We start from the raw sequence: 13,675 nt of genomic DNA, 5'->3' as shown, positions 1-13,675 counted from the left end.
TCGCTTTCTAATCCTCTTTTCGCATGAAATAGAGGAGAGTTTGCAATTCACTCGTTAAATCAACATACTGGACAACAACATCTTTCGGTAGTTGGAGATGAACAGGTGAAAAGCTTAGAATCCCTTTGATACCAGCTTCAACCAGGAGATTAGCTACTTCTTGTGATTTGACGCTAGGAACAGTTAGGATAGCAGTTTTTACATCTGCATTTTTTATTTTATCTTTGATTTGGGAAATTCCATAAATTGGAATACCATCAGAAGTTTGAGTTCCAACTTCAGGATGATCGTCCAAATCAAAAGCCATAATGATTTTCATTTTATTGCGTTCATGGAAACGGTAGTGGAGTAGGGCATGTCCCATGTTACCAATACCAACAAGCATGACATTTGTAATCGAATTATCATTCAGAAGATCAGCAAAAAAGGTCATTAGCTTTTTAACATCATAGCCAAAACCACGACGACCAAGTTCGCCAAAGTAGGAGAAGTCTCGTCGAACAGTAGCAGAATCAATTCCAATCGCCTCGGCAATTTGTTTTGAGTTTGCTCTTTCAATCTTTTCGGCATTAAATCTTTTGAAGATACGGTAATAAAGAGAAAGTCTCTTTGCTGTTGCTTTAGGAATAGTGGACTGTTTTTCTTTCACAAAATCACAACCTTTCTAACTACTATTTTATAGAAAGATTGTGAAAAAATCAACAAAAACAAGAAAAAACTAAGAAAAATCTTAGTTTATCTTGCTTATATCATTTCGAGATAGAAAGTGATAGAGATTTCCTAGAAGTCCCTGATAGATTTCTTTTCCATTATAGGTGAGAGAAGTAATGACTGTCGTATCAGGCAGAGTCACACATCCTGATAGCGAAAGCATGAGTGCCTCGTAATCTTCATATTCTAGGACACGGTCAATTTGATAAGAATCCTTATAAGCTAGACGGAACATGTTTGTATCCTATCTTTCGCTTTTAGTAAAGACGCCTCGTTCTACTAAGCTGTCCATTAGGAAGTAGAACTTTTCTTGGTGAATGTGGTGGTCTTCAGATTTAAAGATATCTACCAATCGTAAACCAAATTTGTCGGTAATATTGATTTTTGCACCATTTAGCTCTTTATTGATAACGATTTTAAGTTGAAAACCTTCACCACTATTAGGAACCTTTTCGAGAAGACGAGTAAGTTCGTAATTACCAACCTTTGTTTCAAAGAAAGTGTTATCTTTAAGAGTAAACTTTTTAACAGTTGGACTGATTGTATAATCGTAACGGCAATTTTTGAGACGAATTGTTTGTTCGAATGCCATTGAGTTAACCTCCGATAATTTCTTTTAGAGTTTCTGCAAGTTGTTTCATTTCTTGAGTAGTATTTTGAGGGGAAATGCTGATGCGAACAGATTCATGTAAGCGATGGGATTCTGGTCCATAGAAAGCTTCTAGGACATGACTAATTTGGACAATACCAGCAGTACAAGCTGAACCAGTCGATATTGAAATTCCAGCAAGATCTAGTCGAAGAAGCAATAAATCATTTTTTTGACCTGGAAATCCAATATTGAGGACATAAGGCAACTGGTCCTTTCCTTGGTTAAGATAATAGTCAGCCCCAGTCATTTCATGTAGAAATACATTTTTTAGTTCTTCCACCTCTTTGAAATGCTGCTCCTGTTTTTCAAGTGCCTCTTTGAGTGCTGCTACCATTCCAACGATTGCAGGAAGATTTTCAGTTCCTGCTCTTTTCTTTTGTTCCTGATCTCCACCATGAAGGTAGGAGTCAAAGTCCATAGTAGCAGAGTAAAGAAAACCAATGCCTTTAGGTCCATGAAACTTATGGGCAGAAGCGCTTAGGAAATCAATTCCCAAAGCCTCAGGTAAAATCGGAACTTTTCCAACTGCTTGGACTGCATCCACATGGTAAGCTGCCTGATGCTGTTTCAGAAGTTCTCCAATTTCTGAAATTGGTAAAAGAGTACCCGTTTCATTGTTGGCATACATAGTTGAGACAAGGATAGTATCATCACGAAGAGCTTCTTGAACTTGTTGGGCAGTGATTTCTTGATTTATGGGTTGTAAAATTGTTACTTCAAAACCAAAATTCTCCACCAAGTATTCAATGGGCTCAAGGACAGAATGATGCTCAATAGCAGTGGTAATGATGTGTTTGCCCAAATATTGGTGACGGAGACAGTGACCGATAATAGCAGTGTTGTTACTTTCAGTCCCGCCCGCAGTGAAGAAAAGATGTTGAGGTTTAGTTCCTAGTAAAGATGCCAAGTCTTGGCGCGCTTCACGCAATAATTTTCCCGCTTGGCGACCATGACTATGAATACTAGAAGGATTTCCATAGGTTTCCTGCATGACTTGAGTCATTGCTGAGATAGCAATTGCTGACATAGGAGTCGTAGCAGCATTATCCAAATAAATCAAAAGCTCACCTTATTTCTATTTAAATAGTGGACTAACTGGTTTTCTTTCGTGAATACGAACCATAGCATCACCAATCAATTCGCTAGCAGTGATGTATTGTACGTTTTTAGGTGTTTTCCCTTTAGTTGCAACAGAGTCTGTTACCAAGATTTCCTTGATATCTGCTGCATCTAACAATTCTGCAGCACCTTCAACAAAAAGTCCGTGACTTGAAACAGCATAGATTTCAGTTGCGCCTTCGCGTTCCACGATTTTAGCTGCTTCAGAGAAAGTACGTCCAGTGTTAAGAATATCATCGATCAAGATTGCTTTTTTACCTTCAACATCACCAATGATATAGCCTTGGTTGCGTTCAGAATCATCTTGCGCATAGTCGATAATCGCAATTGGAGCATCAAGATATTCAGCAAGGCTACGAGCACGTTTTACACCAGAGTTTTTAGGGCTAACGACAACCACATCTGAACCAACGAGTCCTTTATCACAATAGTGTTTTGCAAAAAGTGGAATTGTGTAGAGATTATCAACTGGAATGTCAAAGAAACCTTGAACCTGTACAGCGTGTAGATCAAGAGTCAACACACGACTAACCCCAGCTTTAACCAACATGTTGGCAACAAGCTTGGCAGTAAGTGGTTCGCGAGAAGAAGCGATACGATCTTGACGCGCATAGCCAAAGTAAGGAAGGACAACGTTAATCGTATTTGCACTAGCACGAACACAGGCATCAACCATAATCAAGAGCTCCATCAAGTGATTGTTGACAGGGTAGCTGGTTGATTGGATGATATAGACGTCATAACCACGGACACTTTCTTCGATGTTGACTTGGATTTCACCGTCTGAAAATTGACGGGAAGACAACTTCCCAAGTGGAACACCAGCAGCATCAGCAATTTTTTGAGCAATTTCCTGATTGGAATTGAGAGCGAAAAGCTTCATGTTTTTTGTATCTGACATTGATAAACCGTCCTCTATAAACTATGTGAAACTGTGTAGTAAACTATTTTTCTTAAAAAATCCTTGTCTCTTAGTCTGAGAAAAGTATATTTGAAGAAAGCATTTGCGACACAGATTCTATTATTTTTTATCTCTTCTATTCTATCAAAAAAAGAAGATTATTTCAGTATTTTTTCATATTTTCTATAAAACGAACTAATTTTGAGGGTGCTTTTTGGTAATTGATGCTATTTGCCTCTAAAAAGTCCTTAAAATCAAGCTTTCCTTGGTCGCCATTTTCTACCTCCAACTCAAATTCGTAGTCAACAATATCGAAGTAGTGGCTTTGATCAAGTGCCATAAGACCAATAGGTGTCGCCTTTTCGTAACGAATAGTCGTTAAGCATCCTAAAACAGTCCAATCTCTTGGTGAAATTCCGCGGGAGAGGAGTTCTTCAAGAATCATTCCTTGAGGGAGTTTTCCTGATTCAAGGCATTTGGTGGCTTCTTCTAAGCTTAAGGCTTGATTATATTCCATATTTCCTACGGTTTGTGGGATTTTGATAGTCAGTTCAGCACTATCCTCAAAAGTACGAATGCGCATGGCGATTTTATTCTGACGGAGATAAAAATCTGGTGTGTCTAGGTAATAGTTTTTCTGTGTTATCGGTAAAATTTCCGAAAAATTTGCTTGTAATCGGAGATACTCTTCCTTAGTTAAAAGAGTTTTCATTTCAATTTCCAAATGTTTCATTTTTTTAACCTTTTCCTTATCTATGAAAGCGATTATATGGTATAATAAGCATTGTATTTATTGTATATGATTTTTTCTATAAAATCAAAGACTAGATAAATCTAAAGTGTATAGAGAATTGGACACAAGAAATATATGATTACAGAATGGGAAGAGTTTTTAGATCCTTACATTCAGGCTGTTGGAGAGTTGAAGATTAAACTTCGTGGTATTCGAAAACAATACCGTAAGCAAAATAAACATTCTCCAATCGAGTTTGTAACTGGTCGCGTTAAACCGATAGAAAGTATCAAGGAAAAAATGGTCCGTCGTGGAATCGGCTATGATACACTTGAGCAAGACTTGCAGGATATCGCAGGTTTGCGCGTTATGGTTCAGTTTGTAGATGACGTGCAAGAAGTTGTCTCTATCCTTCATAAAAGACAGGATATGAGAGTTGTTCAAGAACGAGACTATATTAAGCATCGTAAGGCGTCGGGTTATCGTTCATATCACTTGATTATCGAGTACACTGTTGACACGATTAAGGGTGCTAAAACGATTTTAGTTGAGATTCAGATTCGAACCTTGGCTATGAATTTTTGGGCAACAATTGAACATTCGCTCAACTATAAATATCAGGGAGATTTCCCAGAGGAAATCAAGGAGCGACTTGCCATTACTGCGAGGATTTCTCACCAGTTAGACGAAGAAATGAGCAAGATTCGTGATGATATTCAAGAAGCACAAGCTCTCTTTGATCCCTTACATAGAAAGTTAAATGACGGGGTAGGAAACAGTGACGATACCGATGAAGAATACAGGTAAACGAATTGATCTAATCGCTAACCGCAAGCCTCAAAGTCAAAGAGTCCTATATGAGTTAAAAGATCGACTCAGGAAAAATAACTTTATATTAAACGACAAAAATCCAGATATTGTGATTTCCATTGGTGGAGATGGCATGCTCTTGTCTGCCTTTCACAAGTATGAAGACCAGCTGGATAAGGTTCGCTTTGTGGGAGTTCATACGGGGCACTTGGGTTTTTATACGGACTATCGTGATTTCGAACTGGATCAACTGGTTACTAATTTGCTATTAGACAGTGGAGCACGTGTATCCTATCCGCTTTTAAATGTAAAGATTTTTCTAGAAAATGGTGAAGTGAAAATTTTCCGTGCCTTGAACGAAGCAAGCATTCGGAGAACTGATAGAACCATGGTAGCGGACGTTGTTATCAATCATGTACCGTTTGAACGCTTTCGGGGGGATGGTTTAACCGTCTCGACACCAACTGGAAGTACAGCTTATAATAAATCTCTTGGGGGGGCTGTATTACATCACACTATCGAAGCTCTACAATTGACAGAGATTGCAAGTTTGAACAATCGTGTTTACCGAACCCTCGGTTCGTCAATCATTGTACCTAAGAAGGATAAGATCGAGTTGATACCGACTCGCAATGACTATCATACCATTTCAGTTGACAATAGTGTTTATTCCTTCCGTAATATTGAGCGAATAGAGTACCAGATTGATCACCACAAGATCCACTTTGTTGCAACTCCAAGTCATACCAGTTTTTGGAATCGTGTCAAAGATGCCTTTATTGGTGAGGTGGATGAATGAGATTTGAGTTCATTGCTGACGAACACATCAAGGTAAAGACCTTTTTAAAAAAGCATGAAGTCTCTAAAGGTTTGCTAGCCAAAATCAAGTTTCGAGGTGGAGATATTCGCGTAAACGGTCATCCACAAAATGCAACCTATCTCTTGGATATAGGAGATGTGGTTGTCATCGACATTCCTCCTGAGGAAGGTTTCGAGACACTGGAAGCAATAGATTATCCACTGGATATTCTGTTTGAGGATGATCATTTCTTAATTCTAAACAAACCCTTTGGTGTGGCCTCGATTCCTAGTGTCAATCATTCCAATACCATCGCTAACTTTATCAAGGGCCACTATGTGAAACAGAACTATGAAAATCAACAAGTCCACATTGTAACCAGACTAGATCGAGACACTTCGGGCTTAATGCTTTTTGCTAAACATGGTTATGCTCATGCTAGGCTAGACAAACAGTTGCAAAAGAAAGCCATTGAAAAGCGATACTTTGCTCTGGTTAAAGGAGATGGTTTTCTGGAACCTCAAGGTGAGATTATTGCACCGATTGCCCGTGACGAAGATTCAATCATTACTAGACGAGTGGCAAAAGGTGGTAAGTATGCCCATACTTCCTATCGTATAGTGGAGTCTTATGGCAATATCCATCTAGTTGATATTCGACTGCATACAGGAAGGACACACCAGATTCGTGTCCATTTCTCCCATATTGGTTTCCCATTGCTTGGTGATGACCTATATGGTGGTAGTCTTGAACATGGCATAGAGCGTCAAGCTCTGCATTGCCATTACCTATCGTTTTATCATCCTTTTCTTGAAGAGCAGTTGGAGATGGAAAGTCCACTGCCGGATGATTTCAACACCCTTATTACTCAGTTATCAAATAATAATTTATCTTAAAAGGAGTAAAAACTCATGGAAGTTTTTGAAAGTTTAAAAGCCAACCTAGTTGGTAAAAATGCACGTATTGTCTTGCCTGAAGGTGAAGAACCACGTATTCTTCAAGCAACAAAACGCATCGTAAAGGAAACAGAAGTTGTTCCTGTCCTACTTGGAAATCCTGATAAAATTAAAATCTATCTTGAAATCGAAGGAATCATGGATGGTTATGAAGTAATCGATCCTGCACATTACCCTCAATTTGAAGACATGGTAGCATCACTTGTAGAACGTCGTAAAGGAAAAATGACTGAAGAAGAAGCTCGCGAAATCTTGGTTAAAGACGTGAACTATTTTGGTGTTATGTTGGTATACATGGGCTTGGTCGATGGAATGGTTTCGGGAGCTATTCACTCTACTGCGGCAACTGTTCGTCCAGCCCTTCAAATCATTAAAACACGTCCAAATGTTAGTCGTACTTCAGGTGCCTTCCTTATGGTTCGTGGCACTGAGCGTTACCTATTTGGTGACTGTGCCATCAATATCAATCCTGATGCTGAAGCTTTGGCAGAAATTGCGATTAACTCTGCTATCACAGCTAAGATGTTCGGTATCGAACCAAAAATTGCAATGCTAAGCTATTCAACTAAAGGTTCTGGTTTTGGTGAAAGCGTAGATAAAGTAGTTGAAGCAACTAAGATTGCTCATGATCTTCGTCCTGACCTTGAAATTGATGGGGAATTGCAATTCGATGCTGCCTTCGTTCCAGAAACAGCTGCTCTTAAAGCACCAGGAAGTAAGGTTGCTGGACAAGCAAACGTCTTTATTTTCCCAGGTATTGAAGCAGGGAATATTGGTTACAAGATGGCAGAACGTCTCGGTGGCTTTGCAGCGGTTGGTCCAGTATTGCAAGGTTTGAACAAACCAGTTAATGACCTTTCACGTGGATGTAACTCAGACGACGTCTTCAAACTTACTCTTATCACAGCAGCCCAAGCTGTACACCAATAAAATAAAAGATAGCTCCTTTTCTGTTAAAGGAGCTTTTCAAGTATGAAGTAATTGAAGAAGCCTTATGATTTTACTGAACTTTGGGGCAAGTTAGCTTAAAGGTTTAAGAGTTCAATTTCTTTATCTTCCAAATACAGAAAGGATTTTATAGATTGAAATACAAATTTCTATTCTTCGACCTCGACCATACCTTACTCGATTTTGATGTTGCAGAAGATATTGCCTTATCGCAACTCCTAAAAGAAGAAGGAGTAGAGGATATCCAAGCCTACAAAGATTACTATGTACCAATGAATAAGGCTCTTTGGAAGGATTTAGAGCAGAAAAAGATTACAAAATCAGAATTGATCAATACACGTTTTGCAAAATTGCTTGCTCACTTTGGCATTGAAAAAGATGGGTCCTACTTAGCAGAGCGCTACCAGTTTTTCCTATCAAAACAGGGACAGACTTTCCCAGGTGTCGAAGATTTATTAAGAAAATTGATAAGTCAGGGCTATGAGCTCTATGCTGCGACAAATGGAATCACCTATATTCAGACAGGTCGTTTGGAACAATCTGGAATTGCACCATTTTTCAAGGAAATCTTCATTTCAGAGCAACTCCATACCCAAAAACCAGATGCTGAATTTTATGAAAAAATTGGAGCTCAAATCCCTAATTTTGATAAAAATCAGACGCTTATGATTGGTGATTCTTTGTCAGCTGATATTCAAGGTGGGCAAAATGCAGGAATTGATACTGTCTGGTACAATCCTCAACATTTAGAAAATACAACACAACTGCATCCAACACACGAGGTTCATTCTTATAAAGATTTGCTGAATTGTTTGGGGAAACTTTAAAGATTCTAAAATAAAATTAAATAAAAGGAGCATAAAATTATGGGAACATGGGATGCAACGATTTTTGGAAATGACACCTCCTTAGATATTAAAGAAGAATTTTTCGAGAGATACAATCAAGGTGAAGATGTAAATACAATCAAAAATGACTTAACATTGGATTTATACGAAGACGATATGTATGATGTCTTGTTCGCCTTAGCACACTGTTTATGGGAAGTTGGGCAATTAGATGACGAATTCTTGCTTGAAATTAAAGAAATCATTATCAACAAAGAGGATTTAGAACTTGCCCAAGAATTGGGTGCAGATAATGAATTTTTAGAACAAAGAAGTGAGAATCTAGATAAGTTTTTAGAAAAGATAAGTGTCAAAAAAGAAAAGCCCAAAAAGAGAATTTCTCCGCCTGTACCTGTAGAAAGCAAATATAGGAACGGTGCTGTGATGGTGTTTCAGTATGAGGATGGTATGTATGGTGCTTTGATAGCAGTAGATGGAGCCTTTTTCGACAAGGAAACCTATTATGCTTATCTACTGACTGATATTAAAATTCCTAGAAAACCCACCATGGAAGATGTACGATCAGCACGGATTCTTGATCCGAGTTTTCATAGTGTAGAATTCAATTCATTTCGTGACTCTAAGTATTACTACACTTTTGTAAATTGTATTTCAGGTTATTTAAAAAGTACAGCAACTAAAAAATTTGAAAAATACAACGATAGTGTTTTTGAAATAATAGGCTATCTTTCAGATTGGGGGAGTTGCTGTAGCGCGGCTTCTGGAGGATTTGATTACTATAAACAAAAATCAAGTGATGAGTTTAGGATAAGCGTTGCAAAGGAATTGAATAAAAGTTTTAATGAAAATCTTAATACTCGAACAGAATTGACTATTGATGAAATCGACAAAGAATTTATCCTTTCTAATACGAGAAAAGGTGTTGAATAAAGGCTCTCTAGTATAAATTCTCTATAAAACTTCTCAAATCTCAATAGATACTTTTAAAAGTGGTTTAGATAGCCACTTTTTGCTATAATAGAGGCAGTATTAACGAAGGAGTTGGCTATGAAACACTCGTCTTGGCATGCTTTAATTAAAGAGCAATTACCTGAGGGTTATTTTGGGAAAATCAATCACTTTATGGAGCAGGTTTATGCTCAAGGAACTGTATATCCTCCTAAAGAAAAGGTTTTTCAGGCTCTTTTGACCACTCCTCTGGAAGAGGTTAAGGTTGTGATTCTAGGCCAAGATCCCTATCATGGGCCTGGTCAAGCTCAGGGCTTGAGTTTTTCAGTTCCAGATTCTATTCCAGCACCTCCTTCTTTGCAAAATATCTTGAAAGAACTTGCAGATGATATTGGAGTTAAGAATTCACATGATTTGACTACTTGGGCCGAGCAAGGTGTTTTGCTTCTTAATGCTTGTCTTACAGTTCCGGCAGGACAGGCCAACGGTCATGCTGGTCAAATATGGGAGCCTTTCACGGATGCCGTGATTAAGATTGTTAATAATTTAGATAGACCAGTAGTATTTGTCCTCTGGGGTGCTTATGCACGTAAGAAGAAGGTATTGGTAACTAATCCTCAACATCTGATTATTGAATCAGCTCACCCGAGTCCCCTTTCCGTTTACAGAGGATTTTGGGGTTCCAAGCCTTTTTCCAAGGCCAATGCATTCTTAACAGAGACAGGACAAGAGCCGATTGATTGGCTTAGATAAGGAGAGAATATGCCCCAGTTAGCGACGATTTGCTATATTGATAATGGAAAAGAGCTACTCATGCTCCACCGCAATAAAAAGCCTAATGATGTCCATGAAGGAAAATGGATTGGTGTAGGTGGAAAGTTAGAGCGCGGAGAAACTCCCCAAGAATGTGCTGCCCGCGAGATTTTAGAAGAAACAGGATTGAAGGCTAAGCCAGTTCTTAAAGGTATAATCACCTTTCCAGAGTTTACACCAGACCTTGACTGGTACACCTATGTATTTAAAGTAACTGAGTTTGAAGGTGAGTTGATTGACTGTAATGAAGGAACCTTAGAATGGGTTCCTTACGATGAGGTTTTAAGTAAGCCGACCTGGGAAGGGGACCATACCTTTGTAGAGTGGCTTTTAGAAGATAAACCATTCTTTTCAGCAAAGTTTGTTTATGATGGTGATAAGTTATTAGATACCCAAGTGGATTTCTACGAATAAAGGAGAAAGCAGATGCTACTAATTAAAAATGGTCGAGTAATGGATCCTAAATCTAGTTTGGATCAAGTGTGTGATGTCTTGGTTGAAGACGGTAAAATTGTCAAAATCGCACCACAAATTAGTGAAAAAGATGCAGAGGTCATTGATGCAACTGGTCTTGTAGTTGCGCCTGGATTGGTGGATATCCATGTTCATTTCCGTGAACCTGGTCAAACTCATAAAGAAGACATTCATACAGGAGCACTTGCTGCCGCTACAGGTGGATTCACAACTGTTGTGATGATGGCTAATACTAATCCAACGATCTCTGACGTAGAAACCTTACAAGAAGTTCTTCAATCTGCGGCAAAGGAAAAGATCAATGTCAAGACTGTAGCAACAATTACCAAGAACTTTAATGGCCAAGATTTGACAGACTTTAAGGCGCTTTTAGAAGCTGGAGCTGTTGGATTTTCTGATGATGGGATTCCACTTGAAAGCAGTAAAGTTGTCAAGGAAGCCATGGAAGAGGCTAAAAAGTTAAACACCTTTATCAGTCTGCACGAAGAAGATCCTGGACTGAATGGTACGCTAGGTTTTAATGAAAATATTGCTAAAGAACATTTCCATATCTGCGGTGCTACCGGGGTTGCAGAATACGCTATGATTGCTCGCGATGTTATGATTGCCTATGCAACAAAAGCTCATGTCCATATTCAGCATTTATCTAAAGAAGAAAGTGTTAAGGTCGTGGAGTTCGCTCAAGGTTTGGGAGCAAACGTAACAGCAGAAGTAGCACCGCAACATTTTTCTAAGACTGAAGCTCTTCTTTTGACTAAAGGAAGTAACGCTAAGATGAATCCACCTCTTCGCCTTGAGTCTGATCGCCGTGCTGTTATCGAAGGTCTGAAATCAGGAGTCATTTCTGTGATTGCGACTGACCATGCGCCACACCATGTAGATGAGAAGAATGTCAAGGATTTTACTAAAGCACCATCAGGTATGACTGGGCTCGAAACTTCCTTGTCACTTGGTTTAACCTACTTGGTTGAAGCTGGCGAGTTGAGTTTGATGCAGTTACTAGAAAAAATGACTGTTAATCCAGCTAAATTGTATAATTTTGAAGCAGGTTATTTGGCTGAAAATGGACCTGCAGACATTACCATTTTTGATGATAAGGAAAACCGTATCGTAGGATCACATTTTGCTTCTAAAGCGTCTAACTCACCATTTATCGGTGAAGAGTTAAAAGGGCAGGTCAAATACACCATCTGTAAGGGCCAAATCGTTTATCAAGCAGAGTAGGAGCTTGAGGATGAATTATTTTCGTAAACTTAGAGATAGAAAACGAAAGGCTTGTCACGGTGTGTTTTGTCCTGCTGCCAACCGTACTAAACTTCAATATGAAACCAAGGAAAAAGCCGACCACGCCGTAGACTATGATAATGGAGGCTTGGTTAGGAGCTATTTTTGCGACACTTGTAATTGTTGGCACACGACATCAAAAGCTAGTAATCCACCATTAAGCTTGAAAAAATACGGCTTAAAGCTTTTTGGCTTGGATGAAAAGGAGTAGAAAGAGAAGGTATGTACTCAACTCAACATCTCAAAGATAAAATTATCTTATTTTTAAAAATATTCTTTCCGATATTGATTTACCAATTTGCTAATTATTCGGCCTCCTTTGTTGATACAACAATGACGGGTCAGTATAATACACTGGATCTGGCAGGAGTTTCCATAGCTACAAGCTTATGGAATCCTTTTTTCACCTTTCTGACAGGGATTGTATCAGCTTTAGTACCTATTATCGGACACCATTTGGGCCAAGGACAGAAGAAAGAGGTTGCTTCAGATTTTTATCAATTTATTTATCTATCTTTAGCCTTATCCCTTATTCTTTTTGTACTAGTCTTCTTTTTAGTACCAGTTATTTTGGGATATATGGGATTAGAGACAGCTGTAGCAAGTGTAGCAACCCGTTATTTGTGGCTACTAGCTATTGGTATTATCCCGCTCTTACTTTTCAGTGTGATACGTTCTCTACTTGATACACTCGGATTAACGAAATTATCCATGTATCTCATGCTTCTCTTGCTTCCTTTAAATAGTGGTTTTAACTATGTATTGATTTATGGAGTATTTGGAGTACCTGAACTTGGAGGTGCAGGTGCAGGCCTTGGTACCTCACTTGCCTACTGGGTTTTGTTATTGATTTCTATCCTTGTCTTGTTAAAGCATAAAAAGCTTAAGGAATATCATCTAGAAGTACCAATGCCCTTGCGAATAGAAAAAATCAAAGAAGCTATTCGTCTTGGGTTACCAATTGGTGGAACTGTCTTTGCTGAAGTAGCCATTTTTTCAGTAGTCGGCTTGATTATGGCAAAGTTTTCATCTCTCATTATCGCCAGCCATCAGTCTGCCATGAACTTCTCAACTCTCATGTATGCTTTCCCCATGAGTATTTCGACTGCTATGGCTATCGTTGTTTCCTACGAAGTAGGGGCTAAACGTTTAACCGATGCTAAGCAATACATACATATTGGACGTTTAACAGCTATGATTTTCGCGATTTTGACACTTAGTTTCCTTTATATTTATCGTGAAAATGTTGCTAGTCTCTATGGTCAAGATCCCGATTTTATTCAATTAACAGCTTCTTTTATGACCTATAGTTTGTTTTTCCAATTAGCTGATACCTTCGCAGCACCTCTGCAAGGAATTTTACGTGGCTACAAGGATACGGTTGTTCCCTTCTATCTTGGACTTCTCGGATACTGGGGTGTAGCCATTCCACTGGGATTAGTCTTAGATCACTGGACAGGATTAGGCGCCTATTCTTATTGGATTGGTTTAATTGTTAGTCTGGTGATCAGTGGTATACTTTATCAGTGGCGTTTACAAGTTATTATGAAAACAATCAAATAATTTGATGAAAAAAACTGGAAAAACTGTTTGTGAAATAGTTATTTTATGTAAAGAAAAGTCTTGATTTCATTGGCTTTTCTTTTTTTACATTGTGAAAAATTATCAAGCATAATCTT

The 13,675-nt window shown here is 38.5% G+C and carries 17 protein-coding genes; 11 read left to right on the top strand and 6 right to left on the bottom strand.

Features of this window, described 5'->3' with window-relative positions:
* Positions 1–7: 7 nt before the first annotated feature.
* From ACORHT_RS04995 to ACORHT_RS04970, 6 genes are all read right to left on the bottom strand, one after another.
* On the bottom strand, positions 8–649 hold the full coding sequence (locus tag ACORHT_RS04995; RefSeq protein ID WP_414320665.1) for a redox-sensing transcriptional repressor Rex: 642 nt from the start codon (positions 647–649) through the stop codon (positions 8–10).
* An 81-nt stretch (positions 650–730) separates the two neighbouring features.
* On the bottom strand, positions 731–946 hold the full coding sequence (locus ACORHT_RS04990; protein WP_434349590.1) for a DUF4649 family protein: 216 nt from the start codon (positions 944–946) through the stop codon (positions 731–733).
* Positions 947–955: 9 nt separating this feature from the next.
* A complete protein-coding gene (locus tag ACORHT_RS04985; RefSeq protein ID WP_414270060.1) occupies positions 956–1,303 on the bottom strand; it encodes a DUF1831 domain-containing protein in 348 nt (115 codons plus the stop codon).
* Positions 1,304–1,307: 4 nt separating this feature from the next.
* Positions 1,308–2,423, bottom strand: a complete 1,116-nt coding sequence (locus ACORHT_RS04980) for a cysteine desulfurase family protein (RefSeq protein ID WP_434349589.1) — start codon at positions 2,421–2,423, stop codon at positions 1,308–1,310.
* A gap of 15 nt (positions 2,424–2,438) precedes the next feature.
* Positions 2,439–3,383: a ribose-phosphate diphosphokinase gene (locus ACORHT_RS04975; RefSeq protein WP_434349588.1), complete on the bottom strand. Its 945-nt coding sequence runs from the start codon at positions 3,381–3,383 to the stop codon at positions 2,439–2,441.
* A gap of 163 nt (positions 3,384–3,546) precedes the next feature.
* Positions 3,547–4,116, bottom strand: a complete 570-nt coding sequence (locus ACORHT_RS04970; protein WP_434349587.1) for a CYTH domain-containing protein — start codon at positions 4,114–4,116, stop codon at positions 3,547–3,549.
* Positions 4,117–4,251: 135 nt separating this feature from the next.
* Here ACORHT_RS04970 and ACORHT_RS04965 point away from each other — a divergent pair, with 135 nt between their 5' ends.
* The 11 genes from ACORHT_RS04965 (at position 4,252) to ACORHT_RS04915 (ending at position 13,559) form a co-directional block, all read left to right on the top strand.
* Entirely contained in the window at positions 4,252–4,923 is a 672-nt protein-coding gene (locus ACORHT_RS04965; protein WP_075231359.1) for a GTP pyrophosphokinase, read from the top strand.
* Positions 4,907–5,725 (top strand): NAD kinase, encoded by an 819-nt coding sequence (locus ACORHT_RS04960; RefSeq protein ID WP_075230147.1) that lies wholly within the window; start codon positions 4,907–4,909, stop codon positions 5,723–5,725. The genes ACORHT_RS04965 and ACORHT_RS04960 overlap by 17 nt, the downstream gene beginning before the upstream one ends.
* Positions 5,722–6,621: an RluA family pseudouridine synthase gene (locus ACORHT_RS04955; RefSeq protein WP_434349586.1), complete on the top strand. Its 900-nt coding sequence runs from the start codon at positions 5,722–5,724 to the stop codon at positions 6,619–6,621. Before ACORHT_RS04960 ends, ACORHT_RS04955 begins: the two co-directional genes overlap by 4 nt.
* Before the next feature lie 15 nt (positions 6,622–6,636).
* On the top strand, positions 6,637–7,611 hold the full coding sequence (gene pta / locus ACORHT_RS04950; RefSeq protein ID WP_434349585.1) for a phosphate acetyltransferase: 975 nt from the start codon (positions 6,637–6,639) through the stop codon (positions 7,609–7,611).
* A 152-nt stretch (positions 7,612–7,763) separates the two neighbouring features.
* Positions 7,764–8,456 (top strand): YjjG family noncanonical pyrimidine nucleotidase, encoded by a 693-nt coding sequence (locus ACORHT_RS04945; RefSeq protein WP_434349584.1) that lies wholly within the window; start codon positions 7,764–7,766, stop codon positions 8,454–8,456.
* 39 nt (positions 8,457–8,495) lie between these two features.
* Positions 8,496–9,407, top strand: a complete 912-nt coding sequence (locus ACORHT_RS04940; protein ID WP_434349583.1) for a hypothetical protein — start codon at positions 8,496–8,498, stop codon at positions 9,405–9,407.
* Positions 9,408–9,524: 117 nt separating this feature from the next.
* Entirely contained in the window at positions 9,525–10,178 is a 654-nt protein-coding gene (locus ACORHT_RS04935) for a uracil-DNA glycosylase (RefSeq protein ID WP_434350813.1), read from the top strand.
* A gap of 9 nt (positions 10,179–10,187) precedes the next feature.
* Entirely contained in the window at positions 10,188–10,652 is a 465-nt protein-coding gene (locus ACORHT_RS04930; protein WP_001135763.1) for an NUDIX hydrolase, read from the top strand.
* 12 nt (positions 10,653–10,664) lie between these two features.
* Complete coding sequence (locus tag ACORHT_RS04925; protein WP_434350812.1) at positions 10,665–11,936, top strand: dihydroorotase; 1,272 nt, start codon at positions 10,665–10,667, stop codon at positions 11,934–11,936.
* Between the two features lie 10 nt (positions 11,937–11,946).
* Positions 11,947–12,207: a hypothetical protein gene (locus ACORHT_RS04920; RefSeq protein ID WP_414320654.1), complete on the top strand. Its 261-nt coding sequence runs from the start codon at positions 11,947–11,949 to the stop codon at positions 12,205–12,207.
* Between the two features lie 11 nt (positions 12,208–12,218).
* A complete protein-coding gene (locus tag ACORHT_RS04915; RefSeq protein ID WP_434350811.1) occupies positions 12,219–13,559 on the top strand; it encodes an MATE family efflux transporter in 1,341 nt (446 codons plus the stop codon).
* Positions 13,560–13,675: the final 116 nt, after the last annotated feature.

It is taken from the genome of Streptococcus sp. KHUD_014 (assembly GCF_051106275.1).
In the GTDB taxonomy this organism is placed as follows: domain Bacteria; phylum Bacillota; class Bacilli; order Lactobacillales; family Streptococcaceae; genus Streptococcus.
The sequence above is the reverse complement of the archived record's forward strand: the minus strand, read 5'-3'. Positions and strand labels throughout refer to the sequence as shown.

Excerpts from the sequence above, each read along its gene's own strand:
- ACORHT_RS04975 (WP_434349588.1), bottom strand. The coding sequence starts at position 3,383 with ATGTCAGATACAAAAAACATGAAGCTTTTCGCTCTCAATTCCAATCAG.
- pta (WP_434349585.1), top strand. The coding sequence starts at position 6,637 with ATGGAAGTTTTTGAAAGTTTAAAAGCCAACCTAGTTGGTAAAAATGCA.
- ACORHT_RS04940 (WP_434349583.1), top strand. The coding sequence starts at position 8,496 with ATGGGAACATGGGATGCAACGATTTTTGGAAATGACACCTCCTTAGAT.
- ACORHT_RS04920 (WP_414320654.1), top strand. The coding sequence starts at position 11,947 with ATGAATTATTTTCGTAAACTTAGAGATAGAAAACGAAAGGCTTGTCAC.
- ACORHT_RS04985 (WP_414270060.1), bottom strand. The coding sequence starts at position 1,303 with ATGGCATTCGAACAAACAATTCGTCTCAAAAATTGCCGTTACGATTAT.
- ACORHT_RS04925 (WP_434350812.1), top strand. The coding sequence starts at position 10,665 with ATGCTACTAATTAAAAATGGTCGAGTAATGGATCCTAAATCTAGTTTG.
- ACORHT_RS04915 (WP_434350811.1), top strand. The coding sequence starts at position 12,219 with ATGTACTCAACTCAACATCTCAAAGATAAAATTATCTTATTTTTAAAA.
- ACORHT_RS04935 (WP_434350813.1), top strand. The coding sequence starts at position 9,525 with ATGAAACACTCGTCTTGGCATGCTTTAATTAAAGAGCAATTACCTGAG.
- ACORHT_RS04930 (WP_001135763.1), top strand. The coding sequence starts at position 10,188 with ATGCCCCAGTTAGCGACGATTTGCTATATTGATAATGGAAAAGAGCTA.
- ACORHT_RS04965 (WP_075231359.1), top strand. The coding sequence starts at position 4,252 with ATGATTACAGAATGGGAAGAGTTTTTAGATCCTTACATTCAGGCTGTT.
- ACORHT_RS04990 (WP_434349590.1), bottom strand. The coding sequence starts at position 946 with ATGTTCCGTCTAGCTTATAAGGATTCTTATCAAATTGACCGTGTCCTA.
- ACORHT_RS04970 (WP_434349587.1), bottom strand. The coding sequence starts at position 4,116 with ATGAAACATTTGGAAATTGAAATGAAAACTCTTTTAACTAAGGAAGAG.
- ACORHT_RS04960 (WP_075230147.1), top strand. The coding sequence starts at position 4,907 with ATGAAGAATACAGGTAAACGAATTGATCTAATCGCTAACCGCAAGCCT.
- ACORHT_RS04955 (WP_434349586.1), top strand. The coding sequence starts at position 5,722 with ATGAGATTTGAGTTCATTGCTGACGAACACATCAAGGTAAAGACCTTT.